The 23,244-nt window shown below is 61.3% G+C and carries 27 protein-coding genes and 2 tRNA genes; 17 read left to right on the top strand and 12 right to left on the bottom strand.

The annotated features are described in order from the left end of the window. The first annotated feature begins 216 nt into the window (after window positions 1-216). Window positions 217-903: a hypothetical protein gene (locus JNB85_RS28880; protein ID WP_220337908.1), complete on the top strand. Its 687-nt coding sequence runs from the start codon at window positions 217-219 to the stop codon at window positions 901-903. 149 nt (window positions 904-1,052) lie between these two features. On the opposite strand, the gene JNB85_RS28875 is transcribed toward JNB85_RS28880, so the two are convergent. After that, window positions 1,053-1,742, bottom strand: a complete 690-nt coding sequence (locus JNB85_RS28875; RefSeq protein WP_220337833.1) for an HAD family hydrolase — start codon at window positions 1,740-1,742, stop codon at window positions 1,053-1,055. A gap of 159 nt (window positions 1,743-1,901) precedes the next feature. On the opposite strand from JNB85_RS28875, the gene JNB85_RS28870 reads away from it, so the two are divergent. The 3 genes from JNB85_RS28870 to JNB85_RS28860 all read left to right on the top strand — a co-directional run bounded on the left by JNB85_RS28870 (window position 1,902) and on the right by JNB85_RS28860 (window position 3,774). Then, entirely contained in the window at window positions 1,902-2,573 is a 672-nt protein-coding gene (locus tag JNB85_RS28870) for a GntR family transcriptional regulator (protein ID WP_220337832.1), read from the top strand. A gap of 188 nt (window positions 2,574-2,761) precedes the next feature. Beyond that, window positions 2,762-3,352 (top strand): biotin transporter BioY, encoded by a 591-nt coding sequence (locus JNB85_RS28865; protein WP_220337831.1) that lies wholly within the window; start codon window positions 2,762-2,764, stop codon window positions 3,350-3,352. Further along, on the top strand, window positions 3,349-3,774 hold the full coding sequence (locus JNB85_RS28860; RefSeq protein WP_220337830.1) for a DUF1284 domain-containing protein: 426 nt from the start codon (window positions 3,349-3,351) through the stop codon (window positions 3,772-3,774). The genes JNB85_RS28865 and JNB85_RS28860 overlap by 4 nt, the downstream gene beginning before the upstream one ends. Here the strand turns inward: JNB85_RS28860 and JNB85_RS28855 are convergent. Continuing rightward, window positions 3,771-4,457 (bottom strand): ArsR/SmtB family transcription factor, encoded by a 687-nt coding sequence (locus JNB85_RS28855; protein ID WP_220337829.1) that lies wholly within the window; start codon window positions 4,455-4,457, stop codon window positions 3,771-3,773. The genes JNB85_RS28860 and JNB85_RS28855 overlap by 4 nt on opposite strands. Window positions 4,458-4,529: 72 nt before the next feature. Here JNB85_RS28855 and JNB85_RS28850 point away from each other — a divergent pair, with 72 nt between their 5' ends. From JNB85_RS28850 to JNB85_RS28840, 3 genes are all read left to right on the top strand, one after another. Further along, window positions 4,530-4,859, top strand: a complete 330-nt coding sequence (locus JNB85_RS28850) for an NIPSNAP family protein (protein ID WP_220337828.1) — start codon at window positions 4,530-4,532, stop codon at window positions 4,857-4,859. Beyond that, window positions 4,856-5,215, top strand: coding sequence for an antibiotic biosynthesis monooxygenase family protein (locus JNB85_RS28845; RefSeq protein WP_220337827.1), 360 nt, complete (start codon window positions 4,856-4,858; stop codon window positions 5,213-5,215). The genes JNB85_RS28850 and JNB85_RS28845 overlap by 4 nt, the downstream gene beginning before the upstream one ends. Before the next feature lie 149 nt (window positions 5,216-5,364). Next, window positions 5,365-6,495: a site-specific DNA-methyltransferase gene (locus JNB85_RS28840; RefSeq protein WP_220337826.1), complete on the top strand. Its 1,131-nt coding sequence runs from the start codon at window positions 5,365-5,367 to the stop codon at window positions 6,493-6,495. A gap of 122 nt (window positions 6,496-6,617) precedes the next feature. Here JNB85_RS28840 and JNB85_RS28835 read toward each other — a convergent pair whose 3' ends face one another. From JNB85_RS28835 to mutY, 3 genes are read right to left on the bottom strand one after another with little or no spacing between them, the layout of a single operon-like run. Then, the gene (locus JNB85_RS28835) at window positions 6,618-6,983 is read right to left on the bottom strand and encodes a nuclear transport factor 2 family protein (RefSeq protein WP_220337825.1); all 366 of its coding nucleotides are present in this window, start codon (window positions 6,981-6,983) and stop codon (window positions 6,618-6,620) included. Between the two features lie 3 nt (window positions 6,984-6,986). Then, on the bottom strand, window positions 6,987-7,601 hold the full coding sequence (locus JNB85_RS28830) for an HAD family hydrolase (RefSeq protein ID WP_220337824.1): 615 nt from the start codon (window positions 7,599-7,601) through the stop codon (window positions 6,987-6,989). Window positions 7,602-7,603: 2 nt separating this feature from the next. Further along, on the bottom strand, window positions 7,604-8,695 hold the full coding sequence (gene mutY / locus JNB85_RS28825; RefSeq protein WP_220337823.1) for an A/G-specific adenine glycosylase: 1,092 nt from the start codon (window positions 8,693-8,695) through the stop codon (window positions 7,604-7,606). A gap of 97 nt (window positions 8,696-8,792) precedes the next feature. Between mutY and JNB85_RS28820 the strand changes: the two genes are divergently transcribed. The 6 genes from JNB85_RS28820 (at window position 8,793) to ppdK (ending at window position 17,287) form a co-directional block, all read left to right on the top strand. Continuing rightward, window positions 8,793-9,281 carry a DUF721 domain-containing protein gene (locus JNB85_RS28820; RefSeq protein ID WP_220337907.1) on the top strand — a complete coding sequence of 163 codons (489 nt, stop codon included), beginning with the start codon at window positions 8,793-8,795 and terminating at the stop codon, window positions 9,279-9,281. A gap of 58 nt (window positions 9,282-9,339) precedes the next feature. Then, window positions 9,340-9,564: a type II toxin-antitoxin system RelB family antitoxin gene (gene relB, locus JNB85_RS28815; RefSeq protein WP_220337906.1), complete on the top strand. Its 225-nt coding sequence runs from the start codon at window positions 9,340-9,342 to the stop codon at window positions 9,562-9,564. A 95-nt stretch (window positions 9,565-9,659) separates the two neighbouring features. After that, window positions 9,660-9,815, top strand: coding sequence for a type II toxin-antitoxin system RelE family toxin (locus JNB85_RS31160; protein ID WP_338050381.1), 156 nt, complete (start codon window positions 9,660-9,662; stop codon window positions 9,813-9,815). 139 nt (window positions 9,816-9,954) lie between these two features. Further along, a complete protein-coding gene (locus JNB85_RS28805) occupies window positions 9,955-10,647 on the top strand; it encodes a DsbA family protein (protein WP_183745076.1) in 693 nt (230 codons plus the stop codon). Between the two features lie 72 nt (window positions 10,648-10,719). Beyond that, window positions 10,720-14,178 carry a chromosome segregation SMC family protein gene (locus tag JNB85_RS28800; RefSeq protein WP_220337822.1) on the top strand — a complete coding sequence of 1,153 codons (3,459 nt, stop codon included), beginning with the start codon at window positions 10,720-10,722 and terminating at the stop codon, window positions 14,176-14,178. A gap of 442 nt (window positions 14,179-14,620) precedes the next feature. After that, window positions 14,621-17,287 carry a pyruvate, phosphate dikinase gene (gene ppdK, locus JNB85_RS28795; RefSeq protein WP_220337821.1) on the top strand — a complete coding sequence of 889 codons (2,667 nt, stop codon included), beginning with the start codon at window positions 14,621-14,623 and terminating at the stop codon, window positions 17,285-17,287. Here ppdK and JNB85_RS28790 read toward each other — a convergent pair. Together JNB85_RS28790 and JNB85_RS28785 are read right to left on the bottom strand one after the other, a co-directional pair. Further along, complete coding sequence (locus tag JNB85_RS28790) at window positions 17,281-17,556, bottom strand: hypothetical protein (protein WP_220337820.1); 276 nt, start codon at window positions 17,554-17,556, stop codon at window positions 17,281-17,283. The two genes, ppdK and JNB85_RS28790, sit on opposite strands and share 7 nt — an antisense overlap. A gap of 70 nt (window positions 17,557-17,626) precedes the next feature. After that, the gene (locus JNB85_RS28785) at window positions 17,627-17,824 is read right to left on the bottom strand and encodes a hypothetical protein (protein ID WP_220337819.1); all 198 of its coding nucleotides are present in this window, start codon (window positions 17,822-17,824) and stop codon (window positions 17,627-17,629) included. A 108-nt stretch (window positions 17,825-17,932) separates the two neighbouring features. Between JNB85_RS28785 and JNB85_RS30865 the strand changes: the two genes are divergently transcribed. Continuing rightward, window positions 17,933-18,178: a hypothetical protein gene (locus JNB85_RS30865; protein ID WP_183745064.1), complete on the top strand. Its 246-nt coding sequence runs from the start codon at window positions 17,933-17,935 to the stop codon at window positions 18,176-18,178. Window positions 18,179-18,389: 211 nt separating this feature from the next. Here the strand turns inward: JNB85_RS30865 and JNB85_RS28775 are convergent, their stop codons facing one another. Continuing rightward, window positions 18,390-18,779: a hypothetical protein gene (locus tag JNB85_RS28775; protein ID WP_220337818.1), complete on the bottom strand. Its 390-nt coding sequence runs from the start codon at window positions 18,777-18,779 to the stop codon at window positions 18,390-18,392. Between the two features lie 327 nt (window positions 18,780-19,106). On the opposite strand from JNB85_RS28775, the gene JNB85_RS28770 reads away from it, so the two are divergent. Next, the gene (locus tag JNB85_RS28770) at window positions 19,107-20,012 is read left to right on the top strand and encodes a DUF1499 domain-containing protein (protein WP_220337817.1); all 906 of its coding nucleotides are present in this window, start codon (window positions 19,107-19,109) and stop codon (window positions 20,010-20,012) included. A gap of 317 nt (window positions 20,013-20,329) precedes the next feature. Here JNB85_RS28770 and JNB85_RS28765 read toward each other — a convergent pair whose 3' ends face one another. Genes JNB85_RS28765 through JNB85_RS28755 form a run of 3 tightly spaced genes read right to left on the bottom strand, consistent with a single transcriptional unit; the run spans window position 20,330 to window position 22,001 of the window. Then, window positions 20,330-20,785 carry a thiol-disulfide oxidoreductase DCC family protein gene (locus JNB85_RS28765; protein WP_220337816.1) on the bottom strand — a complete coding sequence of 152 codons (456 nt, stop codon included), beginning with the start codon at window positions 20,783-20,785 and terminating at the stop codon, window positions 20,330-20,332. 2 nt (window positions 20,786-20,787) lie between these two features. Next, window positions 20,788-21,702 (bottom strand): MBL fold metallo-hydrolase, encoded by a 915-nt coding sequence (locus tag JNB85_RS28760; protein ID WP_220337815.1) that lies wholly within the window; start codon window positions 21,700-21,702, stop codon window positions 20,788-20,790. Between the two features lie 2 nt (window positions 21,703-21,704). After that, entirely contained in the window at window positions 21,705-22,001 is a 297-nt protein-coding gene (locus JNB85_RS28755) for a cupin domain-containing protein (protein ID WP_220337814.1), read from the bottom strand. A gap of 158 nt (window positions 22,002-22,159) precedes the next feature. Here JNB85_RS28755 and JNB85_RS28750 point away from each other — a divergent pair. Further along, window positions 22,160-22,234, top strand: a tRNA-Gln gene (locus tag JNB85_RS28750). A 125-nt stretch (window positions 22,235-22,359) separates the two neighbouring features. On the opposite strand, the gene JNB85_RS28745 is transcribed toward JNB85_RS28750, so the two are convergent. Continuing rightward, window positions 22,360-22,770, bottom strand: coding sequence for a hypothetical protein (locus tag JNB85_RS28745; protein WP_220337813.1), 411 nt, complete (start codon window positions 22,768-22,770; stop codon window positions 22,360-22,362). Window positions 22,771-23,032: 262 nt separating this feature from the next. Between JNB85_RS28745 and JNB85_RS28740 the strand changes: the two genes are divergently transcribed. Then, window positions 23,033-23,109, top strand: a tRNA-Pro gene (locus JNB85_RS28740). Window positions 23,110-23,244 lie beyond the last annotated feature (135 nt).

The following is a 23,244-nucleotide window of genomic DNA, read 5'->3' as shown; positions in this document are numbered from 1 at the left end:
AAGAGGAGGCTTAACGGCCTGTCGGGGCAGTGTCGCAGGTATCCTATTGAAGTTGCCACCATCCGGCGCCGAAAAGTGCATCAAAACGGTGCTTACCCAATCGATTTTTCTTTGCGCCGCTGATATAGACCATCGCCAACTGTCATGAAAGGCCTTGCGCGAAAGTCGCAAGAACCTGCAGAAACCTAGAAGAAAAGCGTTTGCAAGGGGTGGAATATCGTGCTCGGCAAGGTCTCTCGTCTCATCGTTTCCGCATCGCTTCTTGCGGCTCTTGCCGGCTGCAATTCGCTCGGCCTCGGCGGCGACAGCAAGCCTGAAGCTGCAGCTGCGAGCAGCGGCCCCGCTCCGCTGCAGCCGAACGGCAATGCCCAGATTATGCCGGTCGCGCCGGCCAACCCTTCGTCGAACCAGGCCCCGATCGGCACCGGCGTCACCGCACAAGGCAATGTCGCCCCCGTCGTGCAAGGCGCCTGCCCGCAGATCTTCATGCGTGACCAGGACGCGATCTATCGCACCTATGCCAAGGGCGCAAAGACCGGCGATCCGCAGCAAGTCGTCTTCCAGGCGTCCTTTAGCGACTACACCCGCCAGTGCACCCTGAACGATACAGCGCTTTCGATGACTGTCGTGGCCAAGCTTCGCCTCGTCGCCGGTCCGGGCGGTACTCCGGGTCCGGTTACCCTGCCGATCCGCATCTCTGTGCTGGACGGTCAGGACGTGCTGTCGTCGGAAGTCATCAATTTCCCGACCGAAATTCCGCCGGGCGCGCCGGCAGCTCAGGTCATTTTCCGCCACGAAGGCGTCAAGATGCCGGTCGGCTCCGGCGCGCTGGTTCGCGTCAACGTTGGCTTCGATACCCAGCCAGCCAAGAACGCCAAAAATTCCAAAAAGAAGAGCAGCTAAGCAATCGGCTCCTCGCGACCTGATACAGTTGAATACACCGTGGTGACGCGGGATGTGCGGCTGCGCGACTAGCAATCATTTGGATGTGAAAGAGCCCGTAGGTCTACGAGCTCGACGTTCAGCTTGTGTAAAGACTAGAAGGCAGTGCCCTAAAGCACGCCTTCCCATTCCGCCAGCGCGGCGACCACGCCCGGCAGATCGTTCATCCGCGAGATGACCGTCTCCGCGCCCGCATCCGTCAGCTTGTCGGCATGCGAGAGGTAAGTATGCGAGCCGCCGGTGAAGCCGATCACCCGCATGCCCGCAGCGCGCGCGGCATGGACGCCATGGGTGGAATCTTCGACGACGACCGTTTTGGCGGGCGGAACGCCCATCTGGCTGGCGCCGTGCAGATAGATATCCGGTTTCGGCTTGGCGCGGTCGGGGCCGAGGTCCTTTGCTGAGAAGATATTGGGCGCGAAGAGCTTCTTCAGGCCGACCTTGCTCAGCATCATGTCGAGCCGCCGGCTCGAGGAGTTCGAGCAGATGCAGCGCTTCATCGACAGGCGGCTGACAGCAAATTCGACGCCGGGAATGGCCTGAACTTCCTGTTCGAGCCGGATGTCCAGAAGCTTCTGCGACTGATCGATGAGCGATGCCGAAAGCGGGATACTGGCTTCCCGTTCGATCTGGAAGAGGATGTCTTGCCAGGTTAGACCGGCGAAGCGCTCGTTCATCTCCTCGACGCTGATCGGATAGCCTGCTTCCGTCAGCAGCTTGGATTCGACATCCGCTGCGATGATTTCGGAATCGACCAGAACGCCGTCGCAGTCGAAAATGATGAGGTCGAAGCCGTCCATGTACTCATGCCTTGTTCGGGGATGATGCGGCTTTACACGATGGTAGCCGAAAGCTCAACCGGCGACGGGGCATGGCTGGATTGCGCGGCGCGGGCAGCTTTGCGGGAAGAGCCTTCATGCCACCTCGACAAGCCCTGCCGGGCTCGCTACTGGATGACAATGAGCAGGGAACCCGAAGACAACACCATCGCCGCGCGTATTGCCCGCGTGCTTGCAGAACGCATCGTGCATGGTGAACTCGCGCCCGGCGCGCGTCTCCGGCAGGACCACATCGCCGAGGAGTTCGAGACCAGCCATGTGCCGGTACGCGAGGCCTTTCGCCGGCTTGAAGCGCAGGGCTTGGCGATCAGCGAGCCGCGCCGTGGTGTGCGCGTCGCCTCCTTCGATCTCGCCGAAGTGCGCGAAGTGGCGGAAATGCGCGCCGCCCTCGAAGTTCTCGCCCTGAAGCACGCCGGCCGCCACCTGACGCCCGCCATCCTCGATGCCGCGGAAGAGGCGACACGCGAGGGGGATGCCGCTGCCGATGTCCACGCTTGGGAAGAGGCGAACCGTCGCTTCCACCGTCTCATCCTCACCCCTTGCGCCATGCCGCGCCTGCTGGCTTCGATCGACGACCTGCATGCGGCAAGCGCCCGCTTCCTGTTTTCGGCCTGGCGTTCGGGCTGGGAAAAGCGCACTGATCACGACCATCGTGCCATCCTTGCCGCACTTCGCCAGGGCAAGGCGGAAGAGGCTGCCTCCATACTGCAGAAGCATGTGCAGTGGATCGGACGCGCTCCGCAGCCCGCCCAGAAGGGCGGCGAGCGGCAAGCTTTTGCTATCGTCGGCTGAATTCCAAGATTATAGATAATTTCAGAACGTGGGAGATTGGCTCATTTTACGGCCGTTTCGGCGCGATTGTGCTCGACTATGGTTTGGCCGCATTCGAATCCCCACGCCTGCTCTTGCGTTGCGTAAGAATCTCCGTCATCAAATAGATGGGAATCAAAAATTATCTATAATTTTGAAAAGGAGAATTCATGTCCCTCTCTGACCAGTCCCGTACACTCGCTTTCGATCCGCTGCGCCTGTCCGCACGGTCGATTGTCGTCAAATATCTCTTCGTTCTCGCCGGCACGCTGGTGCTGGCCCTTGCCTCGCAGATCTCCGTGCCGATGGTGCCGGTGCCGATCACCATGCAGACCTTTGCCGTCACCATGATCGGGGGGCTCTATGGCTGGCGTCTTGGCACGCTCACCGTTCTCGCCTGGCTCGGCGAAGCCATGCTCGGCGCACCGGTGCTGGCAAACGGTTCGGGCGGTCTTGCGCCCTTCGCCGGCCCGACAGCCGGTTATCTCGTAGCCTTTCCGCTGATGGCGCTGATGGTGGGCTGGCTCGCCGAACGCGGCTGGACCGGTGACAACGTCGTGCGCAGCTTCGTCGCTCACCTTGCCGCCAACATCTTCTGCCTCGCCCTTGGCGGCCTCTATCTCGCCTCTCTGATCGGCGCGGAAAAAGGCTGGCTGCTCGGCGTTGCGCCCTTCATCCTCGGCGGCGTGCTGAAGTCCGCACTCGCTGCGGCGGTGCTCAAAGGTATCCGCATGTACGGCGGCCGGGCTGAACTGCATTGACAGTCAGGCTGCGCGCCCATCATCTGCTCTGCATGCTGACGTTCGTCGGTGAGGGCTACACTCCGGCCTTCACCGCCAACTACCGCCGGATCGCAGAGCGCCTCTCAGCCGGAGAGGAGATCGAAATCGTCTCCGGCCCAGACGATATCTGCGCTCCCCTGCTGTCGGAGGCCGCTGCACATTGTCTACTGCCGAGCCCAAAGCGCCGGGATGAAACTGCCGCCGAAGCTGTTGGCAAGCTTCTTGGCGTGCGGATAGAACAAGGCACTCGCCTTGTTCCCGATCAATCCGTGCTGAAGAGATTACGGCGTGCCTTCGCTGCTGATACCATCCGCAATGCCTGTGAGGACTGCGAATGGAGCGAACTTTGCGGCACTGTCGCCCGCAATCATTTCAGGAACACGTTGGTCGCGCCCTGCTAGTTTTCCAACGGAAACAGCTTCAGGAACTGCCGCTCGCCTTCCGGTGAAAAGACCACCGAGCGGCTTTCCGGCATTCGCCGCACCCAGCCCTTTTCCATGAAATTCGAAAGCAGCGCCCTGCCGAGACTGCCGGCGAGGTGGGCGCGGCGTTCGCTCCAGTCGAGGCAGGAGCGACAGAGCGGCCGGCGCGAGGATTTGAGGCTGCCGACATCGATGCCGATGCATTGCAAATCGCTCTCGCCCTTGGCAGTCACCGCGAGCCCGTCGCCGATGGCATCGATCGCACCAGACGCAACGAGGCTGTCCAGCATACGCACGCCAAAATCGCCGGCGAGATGGTCGTAGCAGATGCGCGCCTTGCGCAGCGCCGGATCCTTCGGGCCGGGCTGGTGGCGCAGATGCCCCCGGCTTGCAGCAAGACCCATCATGCTTTCGATTAGCCGCGCCACGGCCTCGTCGGCAAGCGTGAAATAGCGGTGCCGCCCCTGCTTGCGCTGAGCCAGCAGCCCGCCGGTTTCGAGCTTCGAGAGGTGGGTGCTCGCCGTCTGCAACGTGATGCCGCCGGCTGCTGCAAGCTCGGTCGCCGTCAGCGCGCGGCCGCCCGTCAGGGCCGCGAGCATATTGGCGCGCGCCGGATCGCCGATGAGCGCGCCGATCTGCGCTATGTCGGGTCCTTCTTTCATACTTCGATCGTAACCGAAGCATTCTCGTACCGCAATGTGCGAAAACTCCTCTCACACGAAAGGAGAAAACCGATGATCACCTGCTTCATCCGCTACGAGATCGACCCCTTCCGCAAGGAGGCCTTTGCCGAATATGCCCGCAACTGGGGGCAGGCGATTCCGCGAAACGGCGCCGATCTGGTCGGCTATTACGGCCCGCATGAGGGCTCGGCAACAACGGCTTACGGTGTCTACAACATTGAAAGCCTTGCGGCCTATGAGGCCTATCGCGGAAGGCTCGCCGCCGATCCGCTCGGCAAGGAGAACTATGAATTCGCCCGCCGCGAACGGTTCATCCTGAAGGAAGATCGTATCTTTCTGAAGAACGTCTCGGCCCCTCACGCGAAGCTGGTGCTGCCATGATCGCCGTCATTTTCGAGGTTATCCCCTATGTCGGCGAGCGCCATCGCTATCTCGATCTTGCCGGCGAGCTCAGATCCGAACTCGAAAAGATCGACGGCTTCATTTCCATCGAGCGTTTCGAGAGCCTCACGATCCGCGGCAAGATCCTCTCTCTGTCTTTCTTCCGCGATGAGGAAGCGGTCCGCGAGTGGCGCAATCTCGAAGCCCATCGGTCAGCCCAGAAGGCCGGCCGCAACAGCATTTTCGCAGATTATCGCCTGCGCATCGGCCATGTCGTCAGAGACTACGGCATGGTCGAGCGGGCCGAGGCGCCCGAGGATAGCAGGCAGGTCCACATGTCCCCTGCGGCTGAGTGAAATAGGAGCGGGCGTGTCCATGCGCCTGTCCCTTTCTTATACGCGAAACGGAATATTTTCCCGAAACAGGTCTGTGCTTCAGGCTTTGGTAACCAACTTGCGTAACCATAACGGACAGTTAAGCGTAAAGCGTATGAGTGAGTATCCACATGGCGTCTGTATTTCCGCTTGCCGACCTCAAGACTTCCGTAAAGCCGGGCACTTGGGTCGACACGATCATCAAGGGTGATTGCGTTGCAGCCCTTGAGGCTCTTCCAAGCCAGTCCGTCGACGTCATCTTCGCCGATCCGCCCTACAATCTCCAGCTCGGCGGCACTCTGCACCGGCCGGACCAGTCGCTGGTCGATGCCGTCGACGACGATTGGGATCAATTCGCCTCCTTCGAGGTCTACGACGCCTTCACCCGCGCGTGGCTGCTCGCCTGCCGCCGCGTTCTGAAGCCGACGGGCACGATCTGGGTCATCGGCTCCTATCACAACATCTTCCGCGTCGGTGCCACGCTGCAGGATCTGAACTTCTGGATCCTCAACGACATCGTTTGGCGCAAGACCAACCCGATGCCGAATTTCAAGGGCCGCCGCTTCCAGAACGCCCATGAGACGATGATATGGGCAAGCCCGAACGCCAAGGCCAAAGGCTATACGTTCAACTACGATGCCATGAAGGCTGCCAATGACGACGTGCAGATGCGCTCCGACTGGCTCTTTCCTATCTGCAACGGCAACGAGCGCCTGAAGGGCGGCGACGGCAAGAAAATCCACCCGACACAGAAGCCGGAAGCCCTGCTTGCCCGCGTCATCATGGCTTCATCCAAGCCCGGTGATATCATCCTCGACCCCTTCTTCGGCTCGGGAACGACCGGCGCCGTCGCCAAGCGTCTTGGCCGCCACTTCGTCGGCATCGAGCGCGAGCAGGACTATATCGATGCGGCCTCTGCCCGCATCGCTGCCGTCGAGCCGCTGGGCAAGGCGGAATTGACTGTGATGACCGGCAAGAAGGCTGAAGCGCGTGTCGCCTTTAACGTGCTGGTCGAAAGCGGCCTCATCAAGCCCGGCCAGGTGCTGATGGATGCCAAGCGGCGCTACAGCGCCGTAGTGCGCGCCGACGGCACGGTCGCCGCAGGCGGCGAGGCCGGCTCCATTCATCGCCTTGGCGCGAAAGTCCAGGGCCTTGACGCATGCAACGGATGGACCTTCTGGCACTTCGACGACGGGCAATCCCTGCGCCCGATCGACGATCTCAGGTCCGTCATCCGCAGTGACCTAGCAAAGCTGGGTTGAGCGACATCCTTGCAAGGCCGAACGACCTCTTCTTCCGGTTTGTACCTCCAGTTACAGAAGAAGCAATAATGGGCCAGGGGCTGTAAAAACCCCGGGCCTCCTGTTTCCAGGCTCTTGCCGCTTCAAAACTCCTGGTAATCAGTCACATCGACGCGCGTGACCTTACCGTCCTCGTTGAAGGTGATCGTCTCCTCGCCCTCGCGGATCAACGGCTTTCCGGTTTTGCTGTGCGTTGCCCGAACAGACCACACGGCCCGGCCCGAGAGCGGCGTCAGCGTCTCGACCAGCGAATTCTCCGCGGTCTGATCAGGATAATCGTCGAAGTAGCGGCGGAAGGCGGCCATGATTTCGGCCCGGCCGGCAAGGCTGCCGACACCGTTGGAGACGTAGGTCGCATCTTCGGCAAACCAGTGTTCGATCTCGGGAAAATCGAGATCGTTGATCGCCGCGTGGAAACGGTCGATGGCCTTTGCGGGATCGAAAGACATGGCTCAGGCCTTTAGTCCATAGGTTGCGAGGTCCGCGCGCAAACTGTCGGCGCCGGTAAAAAGCACGGCGTTCCAGCCGGCAGCCTTGGCACCCTCGACATTGGCAGGTGCGTCATCGATGAAGATCGTCGCGGCCGGATCGAGATCGAAGCTCTTCACATGCGTCTGATAGATCGCGATATCGGGTTTGATGAGGCCGACATCGCCGGAAACGGTCACGCCGCGCGTCTTCTTCAGGAAGGGGAAGCGCTCCTGCGCCTCGCGGAACGTATCGGAGGCAAAGTTCGTCAGCATCGTCACGTCCAGGCCCCCGTTGATGAAACCTTCCATGATCGAAACGCTGTCTTCATAGGCATGCGGCACCATCTCGTGCCAATTCTTGCGGAAGGCGCGAATATGCTCTTCGCGGGTCGGATGCTGTTCGATCAGCAATGCCTCGGCATCCGCCCAGGTGCGGCCGCGGTCCTGCTCGATGTTCCAGTCGTGCGTGCAGACATTGGCGAAAAACCAGTTGCGCTCGGCCTCATCGGGAATAAGCCGGCTGAAGGGAATATGCGGATCGTAATGAATGAGAACTTTGCCAATATCGAAAACGATATGCTTGATGTCGTTTGCCATAGTCATCCCTTGGCTGTTTTGAACGCGAGAGGAATAGCCGCTGCGATCGCTTTTTTCATGATGGTCGGCAGGGCCTGAGCTTCAAGATTTATAACCGGCTCCCACCATCCGTTATTGGTCTGGACGGGGGCAGGGACTGTTATGCGGAAGATCGAAAGCCTGAGTTCGAAATGCGTGAAGACGTGGGTGACGGTGCCGGCACTCTCCCAGCCGCCTTTGAAGGGTGCCGCCTCGGCTGACGTTTCGCCATCCTGCCGCGCACTCCACGCCGTCGTCGGAATCTCCGTCATGCCGCCGAGCAGGCCGCTTTCGATCCGCCGCCGAAGCAGGATATCGCCGTCGGAGGTAACCGCCACGAAGGCCGCACCTTGCCGGATCGGCTTATCCTTCTTCGCGGCCTTGACCGGGAACTGCTCGGGATCGTGCAGCCTGAGCGCCTCGCACGATCCGTTGAAGGGACAGAGCGAACAGGCCGGTCGCTTCGGCGTGCAGATCGTAGCGCCGAGATCCATCATGGCCTGGGCGAAATCGCCGGGCCGGTCGGCTGGTGTCAGCAGAGCCACCTTCTGGCGCATCAGCGGCTTGCCGGCTGGAAGCGGCGTGGCGATGGCATAGAGCCGCGAGATCACCCGCTCCACATTGCCGTCCATCACGGCCGCCTGCCGGTTGAAGGCAATCGCCGCCACTGCCGCTGCCGTATAATCGCCGATGCCGGGCAAGGCTTTCAGGCCCTCTTCGGTGTCGGGAAAGACGCCACTATGCTGGCTCGCAATGGCTTCGGCGCATTTCTTCAGGTTGCGCGCACGCGCATAATAGCCAAGCCCCGCCCAGGCGGCCATCACCGCTTCGACAGGCGCATCGGCGAGATCCGTCACCGACGGCCATTTCGCCAGGAAATTGGCGAAGTAGGGTTTTACCGCCTGCACCGTCGTCTGCTGTAGCATCACCTCGGACAGCCACACGTGATAAGGATTGGCCTTGACGCCGCGCTTGGCCATCGGCGGCGAAACCCGCCACGGCAGGTCGCGATGATGGCGGTCATACCATTCGAGAAGAGGGGAGGCGGTCGGCGCGTCCTGTGTGCGTATCGTCATTATTTGCCGCGATCGGGGGAAGTGCTCTATACTTGGCGAAGCAATGCGATGGGATCAAGCCGGCCACCGCGACTGGATGCCGTTTACCAAGGTTTCAATGAGTAATCCACGCAAAGATGGGAAGCAGATTTCCGAGCTGACGAACGGCATCATCGATCCCGTTCTCGCCCGCCGTGCCGGCATCAACAGCGCGCTCCTCGGTTCCTGGGACGAAATCGCCGGTGAGGATTTCGCCGATTGCACCCGGCCCGAAAAGATAGCCTGGGCGCGCGGCGGCGATGACGGCAGCTTCCGTCCCGGCGTGCTGACCGTCGCCTGCGAAGGCGCACGCGCACTTTTTCTGACCCATGCGCAGGGCGAACTCATCCAGCGCATCAACAGCTTCTTCGGCTTCGCCGCCGTCCACCAGCTCCGCATCGTCCAGAAGCCGGTTTACCAGCATGTCAAACGCTCTCGCCCGCCCCCGCCTTTGAAGGGCGAGGCGGCACGCAAGCTGGAAAGAATGATGCAGGGCTTGGAGGACGAAAAAATCAGGCAGGCGATTGCGCGCCTCGGGACGGCTGTACTGGGAAAACGCGATCGATAGGTTTCGTTTGATGCAGCTCGACGTTCAGTGCTATACATGTATAGCAACGGAGGTTCCTATGCTCGCTTTAAGATTGCCGCCGGAAATTGAAGCTCGGCTGGATGCACTCGCAAAACGTACCGGACGAAGCAAGAGTTTTTACGCGCGGCAGGCCATCCTGGAGCATCTCGACGATATGGAAGACATCTTCCTCGCAGAGAAGCGCCTTGAGGAACTCCGCAAAGGAGAGGCTGACACTGTACCGTTCTCGGATCTGATGGCGCGGTATGGCGTGGAGAATTGAGTTTCACCGCGCTGCCGAGCGTGAACTCGAAAAGCTCGGCCGTGACGCCGCTACCCGCATTCTCCGTTTTCTGAATGACCGCATTGCAAAGCTGGATGATCCAAGATCGCTCAGGCGCCCTGAAGGGATCCGAGTTGGGGGATTTCTGGAAATACCGCGTCGGCGACTATCGCGTGGTCGCCGATATCGATGACGGTGCGGTCCGGATTCTGGTTGTGCGTGTTGGCAATCGCCGCGATGTCTATCGATAAAGCTAAATCCTCCGCTCTTTTGACTATTCGTCTCGCGCAGGTCACAATTCTTTGAAGAAAGTTGGCGAAGCGTGCCTTGTTAGCGGCTTGCTGCCGTTATATCGCACAACTAGCTGCCACACTTGTTTATGGGGAACCCATGCGCATCTCTGAAATGCAACTGACGAAACGCCAGCTTCTGGGCGGTGTCGCCGCCGCAACCGCGTCCATGGCGGTATACGGTACGGCGCAGGCAGCCGCCGAAATCCCGAAGCCGGATGGCGATGTCGACATGGCCAAGGTCATGACCCCTGGCGCGCTACCGGAAATGGCGCTGGGCAAGACCGATGCCCCGGTCAAGATCGTCGAATATATGTCGATGACCTGCCCGCATTGCGCCCACTTCCACAACACTACCTTCGATACGATCAAGCAGAAATACGTCGATACCGGTAAAGTCGAGTTCGTCCTGCGCGAATTCCCCTTCGATCCGCGCGCTGCTGCCGCCTTCATGCTCGCCCGCTGCAACCCGCAGAAGCCGGAAGAGCTCGCAACGCCCGAGCAGTATTTCCCGATGGTCGCCATGCTCTTCAAGCAGCAGCAGGTCTGGGCTGCTGCCGATGATGGCCGCGCCGCGCTTCTGCAGATGTCGAAGCTTGCCGGATTTACTGAGGATAGCTTCACGAAGTGCTTGACGAACCAGAAGCTGTTGGATGAAGTGAATGCCACGCGGGAAAGGGGTTCCAAGGATTTTGGCGTCAACGCCACACCGACGTTCCTCATCAATGGCAAGCGCTATTCTGGAGACATGCCGGTTGACACCATGTCGGCCCTCATCGACAGCCTTCTCTGATCCGTACCGTTTTGCGAAAGCGGGCGACGGCGAGAGCCGTGCCCCCGCTTTTTCGTTTGGTGAGGCGGTGGCATGAAGTTCAACAAGCTCCGCCTTGTCGGCTTCAAATCCTTCGTCGAACCGACCGAATTCATCATCGAGCGCGGCCTGACGGGCATCGTCGGCCCGAACGGTTGCGGCAAGTCCAATCTCGTCGAGGCCCTGCGCTGGGTCATGGGCGAGAATTCCTACAAGAACATGCGCGCGTCAGGCATGGACGACGTCATCTTCTCCGGCTCGGGAAACCGCCCGGCGCGCAACACCGCTGAAGTCGGCCTCTATCTCGACAATGGCGAGCGCACCGCGCCTGCGGCCTTCAACGACAGCGATGAAATTCAGGTCACCCGCCGCATCGAGCGTGAGCAGGGGTCGATCTACCGCATCAATGGCAAGGAAAGCCGCGCCAAGGATGTGCAGCTGCTCTTTGCCGATGCCTCCACCGGCGCCCGCTCTCCCTCCATGGTCGGGCAGGGGCGCATCGGCGAGTTGATCGCCGCAAAACCGCAGGCCCGCCGTCAGCTCTTGGAAGAAGCGGCGGGCATCTCGGGCCTGCATTCCCGCCGCCACGAGGCCGAACTTCGCCTGCGCGCCGCTGAAAGCAATCTCGAGCGTCTCGACGATGTCACCTCGCAGCTCGAAAGCCAGATAGAGAGCCTGAAGCGGCAGGCCCGCCAGGCAAACCGCTTCAAGACGCTGTCTGCCGATATTCGCGCCCGCGAGGCAATGCTCTTGCATATCCGCTGGATGCAGGCGAAGGAGGCCGAGGCCGAGGCCGATAGCGCGCTCAACCAGGCAACTGTGGCCGTCGCCGAAAAGGCGCAGATCCAGATGGATGCGGCAAAGAATCAGGGCATCGCCGCCCTGAAGCTGCCCGAATTGCGCGAAGGCGAGGCGAGGGCGGCTGCCGCACTCCAGCGCCTGCAGATCGCCCGCAGCCAGCTCGAAGAGGATGCCAACCGCATCCTGCGCCGTCGCGAGGAGCTTACGCGCCGCCTGGCGCAGCTTTCCGAAGACATCAGGCGCGAGGAACGGCTCGTTGCCGACAATGCCGCTATCCTGGCAAGACTCGATGCCGAAGAGGCCGACATCGTCGAAATCCTCGCCGATTCCGGCCGTTATGCCGAAGAGACGCGGCAGGCTTTCGAAGAGGCGGCCGCAAAGCTCGCCGACAGCGAACGCATCTTCACCAGCCTGACGGCAGAACGTGCTGAAGCCGCTGCCGGCCGCAATCAGCTGGAGCGCGCCATCCGTGATCTCGCCGACCGCAAGTTGCGACTTGAGCGCCAGATGGACGAAGCAAACCGCGAACTTGCGGGTATCGAGCAGAGGATTGGTACGCTGCCGGATCCGGAAGAAAAGCGTGCCGTGGTTCAGGCTGGCGAGGTCAGCGTCGCCGAGGCCGAAGCGACGACCCAATCGGTAGAACAAGCGCTTGCAAAGGCGCGTGAAACGGAAGCGCTCTCCCGCGCTCCGGTCGAGCAGGCGCGCGGCAGGCTCAATGCGCTGGAAACGGAAGCCCGTACCATCCAGCGCATGCTGGCCGGCGCTGCAGCAGGCGAGTTTCCGCCGGTCGCCGAGGAGCTGAAGGTCGATCGCGGATTCGAGACGGCACTCGGTGCCGCTCTCGGAGACGATCTCGAATCCCCGCTTGACCCGAACGCGCCTGCCCACTGGTCGGAGAACGGCGATGGCTCTGGCGATCCTGCGCTTCCCGCTGGCGCCGAGCCGCTGCTGAACCATGTCCGCGCGCCCGCCGCGCTGATCCGCCGCCTGCGTCAGATCGGTCTGGTGGCTGATGCCGACGCGCTGCGTCTGGTGAAGCAACTCAAGGCCGGCCAGCGCCTGGTGACCAAGGACGGCGCCGTCTATCGCTGGGATGGTCACGTGGCCGGCGCGGATGCGCCGAGCGCTGCAGCCTTGCGTCTTGCCCAGAAGAATCGTCTTGCCGAGTTGGAAGGCGAGGTGGAGCTCGCCCGCGACGTTCTGACGGAGGCTGAGGAGCGTCTTGCCGCTGCCGCCGATACCATTCGCGAGCAGGAGCGCAGGCTCACCGAAGTCCGCGATATGAGCCGCTTGTCCGCCCGCCAGCTGGCCGAGGCGCGAGAGGCGCTGGTCGCTGCCGAGCGCGCCTCAGGCGATCTCATTCGCCGCCGTGATGTCATCGCCGAAGCCGTCAGCCAGTTGCAGGCGCAGCTCGAGGATGTCGCCGTTCAGGAGGAAAACGCCCGCATCGAGCTGGAAGATGCGCCTGATCTGACCGCGCTCGACGACCGGCTGCGCTTCCAGCAAGCCGAGGTCGCAACGGATCGCGGCGCGCTCGCTGAAGCCCGCGCCCGCCACGAGAGCCTGAACCGTGAAAACGACGCCCGCCAGCGCCGCATCGTCGCCATCGGCCAGGAGCGTGAGACGTGGCGCCAGCGTGCAGCCAGCGCCGAGGACCACATCGCGACGCTGCGTGAGCGCGAGGAGGAGGCCCGCGAAGAGGCTGCCGAACTCGAGATGGCGCCTGATGAATTCGACGACAAGCGTCGCGCCTTGCTGACAGAGCTGCAGAAGGCCGACGAAGCCCGCCGCCATGCCGCCGATCTCCTTGCGCAGGCCGAACTGCTGCAGCGCGATGCCGACCACCAGGCGGCAACCGCGCTCTCCGAACTCGCCGAAAGCCGCGAGCGCCGCGGCCGCGCCGAGGAGCGCCTCGTCTCCGCACGCGAGAAACGGCAGGAGAGCGAGCAGCGCATTCGTGAGACGCTGAACGTCCAGCCCCATGAGGCAATGCGCCTTGCCGACCGGCCGGGACTGCAGACGTTGCCGGATCCGCGCGAGGTCGAACGCGAGGTGGAGCGGCTGCGGATCGAGCGGGAGCGCTTGGGCGCCGTCAACCTGCGCGCCGACGAGGAGCAGAAGGAACTCAGCGAGAAGCTGGAAGCGCTCATCAGGGAACGTGATGACGTCATCGACGCCATCAGAAAGCTGCGCGGTGCGATCCAGAGCCTGAACCGCGAAGGCCGTGAACGCCTGATCGCCGCCTTCGATGTCGTCAATGCTCAGTTCCAGCGCCTCTTCACCCACCTCTTCGGCGGTGGCACGGCAGAATTGCAACTGATTGAATCCGACGATCCGCTGGAAGCCGGGCTCGAAATCCTCGCACGTCCGCCGGGCAAGAAGCCACAAACCATGACGCTGCTGTCAGGCGGCGAACAGGCGCTGACGGCCATGGCGCTGATCTTTGCCGTCTTCCTCACCAATCCGGCGCCGATCTGCGTGCTGGATGAGGTGGACGCGCCGCTCGACGATCACAATGTCGAGCGCTATTGCAATCTGATGGACGAGATGGCGGCCTCCACCGAGACCCGATTCGTCATTATCACCCACAACCCCATCACCATGGCCCGCATGAATCGCCTCTTTGGCGTCACGATGGCCGAGCAGGGTGTTTCTCAGCTCGTCTCGGTCGACTTGCAGACTGCAGAGCGTCTCCGCGAAACGGCTTGAGGCGGCATTTTAATTAAAGACCAAAAAAGGTCACCCTGACACCGGGTGCGTACCCCATTTGGGTGATGCTCTTTTGCGCGCATTGCATTAGAAGTTGTTTTATCGCAACCCCACCGGTACGGATAAGTAGCAATCGGTCGTTGTGATCCGTTGAATTTGCAATGCGGTCTTCGGGTTGGGGATAAACCCCGAAGGTCACAAGGCATGAATGGACCCCCCGTCCGGTTTTCCTGGCCGGACGGAAACAAGGCTTTGCGGGACCGTTGTTGCAGTCCCGCAAAGCTTTTTTTGTGCACTTTGCACCGCGCCTCCTCCGTTTCAATCGTTTGATCTTTGCTCCCCTTACGGATTTATTGTGCAGCGCAACATTTCGCCGCATTTGTCGATTTTCATTTCAGCACCAAGGGATTAAGCTGGTTCCCGAAATGGTGTTGGGGGGAAGATGGCCAAGTGGGTCTATACGTTCGGCAACGGGCAGGCTGAGGGCCGGGCGCGAGATAAGGAGATACTTGGCGGCAAAGGCGCCAATCTCGCCGAAATGAGCAGCCTCGGCCTCCCTGTTCCTCCTGGCCTCACCATTGTCAGCGAAGCCTGCACCACCTATTACAAGAACGGTCGCAAGATCGATCCTGATCTGAAAAAGCAGGTGCTCGCAGGCATTGCCGGTATCGAGGAGATAACCGGCCGACGTTTCGGCGCGGGCAATCAGCCTCTTTTGCTCTCCGTTCGCTCAGGCGCGCGCGTTTCGATGCCGGGCATGATGGATACGGTGCTCAACCTCGGCCTGAATGATGAGACGGTGCAGGCCCTCGGCCATGATGCCGGCGACGCGCGCTTTGCCTGGGACAGCTATCGCCGCTTCATCCAGATGTATGCCGATGTCGTCATGGGGCTCGGCAATGATCTCTTCGAGGAAATCCTTGAGGACGAGAAGGGGCGCCTCGGCCACGAATTCGATACTGAGCTCAGCGCGACGGAATGGCAGCATGTGGTTTCGCTCTACAAGGCGCTGATCGATGAAGAGCTCGACGAGGCCTTCCCGCAGGATCCCGCGGTACAACTCTGGGGTGCCGTCGGCGCGGTGTTTGCAAGCTGGATGAGCGCCCGCGCCGTCACCTACCGCCAGCTTCACAATATTCCGGAAGCCTGGGGCACGGCGGTCAACATCCAGGCGATGGTCTTCGGCAATCTCGGCAATGCGTCTGCCACGGGTGTCGCCTTCACGCGCAATCCCTCGACCGGACAGAAGCTGCTTTACGGCGAGTTTCTGGTCAATGCACAGGGTGAAGACGTCGTTGCCGGCATCCGCACGCCGCAGAGCATTACCGAGGAGGGGCGGATAGCCTCAGGCTCCGAAAAGCCCTCGATGGAAAAGCTGATGCCGGAGGCCTTTGCCGAATTCGGCCGCATCTGCGACCAACTCGAAGCCCATTACCGCGATATGCAGGACATCGAATTCACCATCGAGCGCGGCAAGCTCTGGATGTTGCAGACGCGTTCCGGCAAGCGTTCGACACGGGCAGCCATGAAGATCGCCGTCGACATGGTGGACGAAGGTGTCATTACCGAGGAAGAAGCCGTCCTGCGCATCGAGCCTTCGACGCTCGACCAGCTTCTGCATCCGACCATCGATCCCCGTGTTACCCGTCAGGTGATCGGCTCCGGCCTGCCGGCCTCGCCCGGTGCCGCGACCGGCGAGATCGTTTTCACGGCGGAAGAGGCCGTTGAGGCAGAGTCGGAAGGTCGCAAGGTCATCCTGCTACGCGTCGAAACGAGCCCTGAAGATATTCACGGCATGCATGCGGCCGAAGGCATTCTGACGACGCGCGGCGGTATGACCAGCCATGCGGCCGTCGTTGCCCGCGGCATGGGCATCCCCTGTGTCGTTGGCGCCGGCACCATGCGCATCGACGCCCGCAACGAGCGGCTGATCGGCATCGGCGTGACGCTGAAAAAAGGCGATATCATCACCATCGACGGTTCCGCCGGCCAGGTGCTGAAGGGCGAAGTGCCGATGATCCAGCCGGAACTGTCAGGCGATTTCGGCCGCATCATGGCCTGGGCGGATCGCGCGCGGCGCATGACCGTGCGCACCAACGCCGACACGCCGGCGGATGCCCGCGCTGCCCGCTCCTTCGGCGCCGAAGGCATCGGCCTTTGCCGCACCGAACATATGTTTTTCGAGGGCGAGCGCATCCATGTCATGCGCGAGATGATCCTGGCCGACAATGAGCAGGGCAGGCGGGTGGCGCTCGACAAACTCTTGCCCATGCAGCGGAGCGATTTCACCGGTCTGTTCAACGTCATGCACGGCCTGCCGGTGACGATTCGCCTGCTCGATCCGCCATTGCACGAATTCTTGCCGAAGACGGATGAGGAGGTGGCCGAAGTCGCCTATGCCATGGGCATGGAACCTGCAGCACTCCGCCAGCGTGTCGACGCGCTGCACGAATTCAATCCCATGCTCGGCCATCGCGGCTGCCGCCTTGCCATCTCCTACCCTGAAATCGTCGAGATGCAGGCCCGCGCCATCTTCGAAGCTGCGGTTGCCGCAGCAAAGGAAACGGGGGCAGCTGTCGTTCCCGAAATCATGGTGCCGCTCGTCGGCCTGCGCTCCGAGCTCGATTACGTGAAGGCGAAGATCGATGCCGTGGCAGGGGACGTCATGTCGGAAGCCGGCATGCGCATTGATTATCTGGTCGGCACGATGATCGAGCTGCCGCGTGCCGCATTGCGTGCCCACGTCATCGCCGAGGCCGCCGAATTCTTCTCCTTCGGCACCAACGACCTGACGCAGACCACTTTCGGCATTTCACGCGATGATGCCTCCGCCTTCATCCCCACGTACCAGCGCAAGGGCATCATCGAGCACGATCCCTTCATATCTCTGGATTTCGATGGCGTAGGAGAGCTGATCCGTATCGCAGCCGAGCGCGGTCGCCGCACGCGCAACGATATGAAGCTCGGCATCTGCGGCGAACATGGGGGCGATCCCGCTTCGATCCGTTTCTGTGAGACGATCGGCCTGGACTATGTCTCCTGCTCACCCTTCCGCGTGCCGATTGCGCGGCTTGCAGCAGCCCAGGCCGTAATCTCGAGCGCTCAGTGACGGTAGCGATAATAACGCGGATAAACGTAGGGACCGTTCAGATTATAAGCCATGTCGGCCATAACCCAGTCGCTATCGTACCGAGCCTGGGCGCGACGGTCGAGATCGATGCGCTGCAGGCAGCTGGCAAAGCCGTCCGTTCCGCGCTTGAAGCCGTAGCCGAGGCAGGTCTGTTCATCGCGTGCCCGGCGCTCCTCGGGCGTCAGGGTCTGGCAGGCGGCAAGCGCGGCGGCCAGAACGGCGAGAAGCGGCAGAACATAGGGTCGCATCGGTCTATTCCTTGAGCATGAACCTCCAGCCAAGAAAATCCATCTGCCTGCTGTCGTCAACCAGGCTAAATCAGGCCGCTCCCGCCGGGTCGCCAATCGGCAGCAGCGCCGGATCAAGCGGCCGGCCTTCCGGGTTCTTCGGCTCGCTGGGGTCCTGCGCCGGGGCCACCGGCGGATTTTTCTGAATTCGGCCGGGAATACCAGGGGTCGGCTGCGGACCAGGCGGCGGTTCGGCGCTTGGTGTGGGAACTGGATTTCTGTTCAGCATGATTGCCTCCTTCGCTAAGAAAGGAACGGCAGGATGCATGCTTGGTTCCACTTTCGCCGCCTTGCGTTCCTATGTAAGAGCAAAGACAGCAGCACTGGAAAGAGCACCATGGCGATCCGCGACCGATTCTCGAAGAAACTCACCTGTCCTCAATGCGGCAATAGCGGCTTTGCCGAAGCTTCCGAGATCGACGACGCCAAACGCAGAAATCCAGACTTCAAGGTGGATCAGCTGCCGCGCGGCTTCTTCGTGCAGCGCCCCTCGGTCCATCAGGAAACGTTCATGCTGAAATGCGAATGCGGACGCAAGTTTCCCTTCCGCTCGCTGGCGGAAGCCGCAGCCGGGCGCAACTAAAGCATGTCGCGCAAAAGTGTGCAGCGGTTTTGCGACAACGACATGCGTAAAAACAAAGACCGAAAGCGCAGCGAGCGGATCTGAAAGATCGCGACGCGCTTTAGCATGTCGCGCAAAAGTGTGCAGCGGTTCTTGCGGTAACGACATGCGTAAAACAAAGACCTGAAGCGTGAGGCAAGCGAATCCTAGAGATCGCGTCAAGCTTTAGAGTTCAGATCCGTTCGAGAACCTCGATAAAGGCATCGGCGAAACGCACCAGATGTTCGCTGTTCTCATCGGGCGCCTGCATACGGATCTCCGTGCCGTTCTGGTCGAGCAGGGCCAGAACCACCCGCATCTTCTTGTCCGAAGTCGGGATGCGCAGGACCGCGATTCGCCGACAATCCTCCACAAGGCCTGCCGCCGGCAAGTCGAAGAGAAATTCGCCGCCGGTTTCGATCGCCGCTTTGCGCACGACTTCACAAAAGCCGGCCTCGCCGCCCGCATAGCCTTCCAGCGAGAGTTCGAGTTCGAGAAGCTCCAACGGTAAGAGCGGTTCTCCGCGCTCAATTCCACCAAGCGAGGATGTCTGCTGCCTTTCCATCGTCTCGGACGAGATCATTTGTCTCTCCTGTTTCGTGGGACATGCATGAAACCCCGGCAGAATGGCCTTTTTACGGCGTATGAGCAACAGCTTATGGAATGCCGCAGCGTTCGGCATGGACCTTTACGTGAATTGCGTCGGCAATGCTCAGGCAAGAGTTTCAATTTAGACGAATCTCGCACCACGGCGCAGGGCCTCTTTTCAGACGAGTAAAGGACGCTGTAGCACTTTGAATTACTGCATAATTTCATCCTTAATCGATTCCGATTTAAGGAATTATGCGGTAGGAAAGTCATTGGCAGCAGGCGCATTCGATGCGTCGCTGCCGACCAACCGGTAGTTTTGATGGCCATCCGTTTCGATCGTCCCGTTTCCAGCGCTGCCCGCTTTTCGCGGCACTTCGGGGCATTTGCGCTTGTGCTTTCGGTGGCAGTGCTGATTGCCCATCGCTTCGGCGGGCTGGCGACACCCTATCTCGTCCTGGTGCTGCTGGTTTCCGTCGGCTGCGCGATTCTCGCCGTCCTGCTTGCTGCTATCGGCCTGCGCAGCCTTTGGATGACGGGCGCCGAAGGCGGGCTGAACGCACTGGCGGCCCTCATCTATGCCGCCTTTCCGCTCGGTATCGGCGCTTTTGCGGCGGAGCGTTATTTCACCCTGCCGGCAATCTATGACGTGACCACGGATACAGCCTCCGTACCCGACTGGCTGTCGCAACCGCAGGCCGACCAGATCTGGCTGCCGCGTGATCCCGTCGTGACATCAGGCGACCGCGAGAGACAACTTGCCGCCTATCCGGAACTTACCGGCCGCCGCTACGATGGCGCGCTCGACCGTGTCCTCGAAGCAGTCAAGAAGGTCGCCAAGCAGAACGGCATCACCATCACCAAGAGCGAAGGCGACACGACGCCCGGCCGCGAACTGGAAGACAAGCCCGTTCCGACCCAGCCTGAAAGCGGTGTCGCCGATTCGCCCGATGTCATCCCCGTGCCGACGCCGCGCCCCTACGACGATGATGTGGCCAAGCTGATCCGCGGCGCCAATGGCGTGGTTCTGCAGGGCACGACCCGCACCTTCATCCTTGGCCTGCGTTTCGATTTCGTCATCCGCCTGCGCGAAGAGGCCGAAACCACCTTCGTCGACGTGCGCGTCGCCTCCCGCTACGGCCAGCACGACCTCGGCTTCAGCGCGGAGGTGGCCGAGCAGTATCTTGGTGCCCTCGACTCCGAACTATTAGGGATCGCGGGTGGGTGAGGCCCGGTGCTGCGGAGCAGCAGCAATCGATCCAGTGAATCGATTGCAGGGCCGAACGCTCTGAGCCATGCGAAGGGCCGGCAAGCCCGGTGCTGCGGAGCAGCAGCAATCGATCCAGTGAATCGATTGCAGGGCCGAACGCTCTGAGCCATGCGAAGGGCCGGCAAGCCCGGTGCTGCGGAGCAGCAGCAATCGATCCGGTGAATCGATTGCAGGGCCGAACGCCCTGAGCCATGCGAAGGGCCGGGATACGGTGAGGCATAGTAAAACGCCCTTACAACGAACTTGTCGCTATCATTCAACGAGTCTTAGGGAGACTACCCCAAAAACCTCTCCCGCATCTCAACCGTCGGCACCATGCAGCTCTCCCGCCGCCCGGCAATCCGCAATCTGTTCCGGGCAACCACCCCATAAGCCGCATCCGCAATCCGCCGCGGCACGATCCGCAGCACACCGGCCAGAGCCCAAGGCATGCCGAGCCCCTCCAGCATCCGGATCGTCGCATCCGATTTGTAATAGGCGCGACCCTTGTCGAGCAGCAGGTTGGTCTCGTAGTCCCGCGTCTCCAGCCCGTAATGTCGGTAGAGCGCTTCGCCGAGCGGCGTCTGGGCGACGATGAACCGGTAGCGTTTTTTCCTATCCCGCTTCAGCAGGAACTGCACCCAGCCGGAGCAGAAGACGCATTCGCCATCGAAGAGAATCAGCGGCTTGTCGTCCGCAAAAGCCGGTACGGAAGGGTCGTCGCGATAGCTGTAATCCGAATGCGCCGCCATCTTCAGGCTTCCGCCAACTGATAATGCGCAACGAGGGAAGGCGGCCCGTCGGCCGTTACTTCGCCGCGTTCCATCAGGTCCTCGATATGCGCCAGCACCGATAGTGCCGCCGCTCCATGCAGCCGCTTATCGGTATCGCGATAGATGATATCGACGATCTTGGGGATGGTGCCGTCCCCCGCCCGGATGCGCTCGATGATCGAGCGCTCCCGCAGGCGCCGATGCGTCTTCAGCCCGCGCACGAACGGCGCAGGCGCCGTCACCGGCCCTCCATGGCCGGGCAGCAGCAGGTTGTCTTCACGGGCGATCAGCTTGTCGAGCGAAGCCATATAGTCCGCCATGGAACCGTCAGGGGGCGCCACGATCGTCGTTGCCCAGGCCATCACATGGTCGGCCGAAAACAGGATGCCGCTGCCCGCGAGCGCGAAGGTCGCGTGATTGGCAGTGTGGCCGGGCGTCAGCACCCCCGTCAGCGCCCAACCGTCACCCGAAATCGTCTCTCCGTCGCCGATGGCGATGTCGGGTGCGAAATCTGTGTCCGAGCTTTCGGCAAAGAGGTTGATCTCGCCCTCGCGCAGCGGCCGCGACGGGCGGTGCGGCCCTTCGCCGACCGTCAGCGCCCCCGTTGTCTCTTTCAGCCGTTTTGCGAGCGGTGAGTGATCCCGATGCGTGTGGCTGACGAAAATATGCGTCACCTGCCGGCCGGAAAGCGCTGCCATCAGCGCTTCGAAATGCGCTTCGTTCTCCGGCCCCGGATCGATGACCGCGACCGAGGAACCGCCGACGATATAGCTGTTGGTGCCGCGGAAGGTGAAGGGGCTCGGATTATTCGCCGTCAGGCGCTGAACGCTCTCGGCGACCGGAACCGCCCGACCATAAGAGGGCTCGAAGAAAAGATCGAAGTTCGCGCCGGACATGTCTATTTATATTCGATCTCGATGAAGGACATGGGTTGGTCGCCGGCATTGACGACATTGTGCTCGGTGCCGGCCTCGCGGCGATAGGCGGCCCCCTTGGCGACATCCACCCGCCGGCTGCCCTCGGCATCTTCGATCAGGAACTGGCAGTCGGTCATCGGCACGACCACATAGCCATATCCATGGGTGTGAACACCGGTATCGGCACCCGGTTCGAAATCCCACTGGGTGACGCGCACGACGGCATCGTCGAGGATCAGCGTCGCAAGCGCTGGCGGACGGGCGCGATATTGGCTCAACGGTAGCTCCATTGGCTGTGTCGATCCCCAAACTCCTACCATGCCGGCACGGCCGCGCATACAAATATGACGCCGCAGTGAACTTAGTGATTGTGGGGCAGACCGACCTTTGCTAATCAGGCCACGTTTCGGCGAAGCGGCATTCGCTTCAGCTCTGGTGGGGCGTAGCCAAGCGGTAAGGCAGCGGTTTTTGGTACCGCCATCCCCTGGTTCGAATCCAGGCGCCCCAGCCATGATCCAATTAATGGAATATTCCTGCTGTGAAGCCTTGCGGGGCCTTCGGGTTTCTCTTCGTCACGACAAAAAGCCCGCCGATTTTCACCGGCAGGCCGCAACTCATAAATTTAAAGAGTCAGACTTACTTCTGTTCCGGCGCCAGGAATTCCGCGCAATAGGAAGGACCATTCACGCCCGGAATATCGTTCACAGTACGGATGTCGCGGATCGTATAGTCGGAATTGGTGGTGATTTCGGCTTGGCAGCGCAGGTAGAGCGTGCGGGCGCTTGCAATCTGCTTGCCGCGCTTGCCATCGGCGCCTTCGGCATACTTCGCGGGAACGCGCACCGTTTTGTAGCCGCCCTTCCAGCTGTAGATCGTCGACGAGCCTTCGTCGCGGTCGCTGAGCGGCGGGCCGTAGGCGGCAAAGAACTTGCCGGCCGACTGGCCGACCCAGCGGGCCTCGATCGGATTGCCGGCAGAAGGTATGGTGGTGCATCCGGCAAGCGCAATCGCAAGCGCGGCGGCCCCGGTCATGATGCGGAGTTTCATCGTGTCGTCCCTGATATCTAGCCAGTGGCTGCGAAGCCGCCCTCGCGGCGGTTTCGCCTGTCCCGTCAAGCGCTTTAGCGCGTAACCCGGCAAAAGAAAATTGCCACTTCGCCGCTTCTGAAAAATTTGCAGGGGGTGTGGCTTTTTGCTGCACGGCCGGCTCAAAAGGCCCTGTCACGAGCCTGTCAAAGATTCCCGCGCCTTTTTGAATTTTGGCGCTTGCGCAACATGATAGGCCGGTCTATAGAGGCGCCGCTGGTCACGGAGTGTAGCGCAGTCTGGTAGCGCACCACGTTCGGGACGTGGGGGTCGAGTGTTCGAATCACTCCACTCCGACCAGCCGAAAAGTGTCCAGCCCGGAGACATAGGTAACAAAACGTACCTGACACATGGGTGACAACCTCGTGCCGAACGGGTTGTCGATGGTTTGCAAAGTCCTCTGCTCCAGGTCGATATATCCCAGATCATAATGCA

Origin of the sequence: Rhizobium mesosinicum, assembly GCF_019511345.1 — a bacterium.
In the GTDB taxonomy this organism is placed as follows: domain Bacteria; phylum Pseudomonadota; class Alphaproteobacteria; order Rhizobiales; family Rhizobiaceae; genus Rhizobium; species Rhizobium mesosinicum.
The sequence above is the reverse complement of the archived record's forward strand: the minus strand, read 5'-3'. Positions and strand labels throughout refer to the sequence as shown.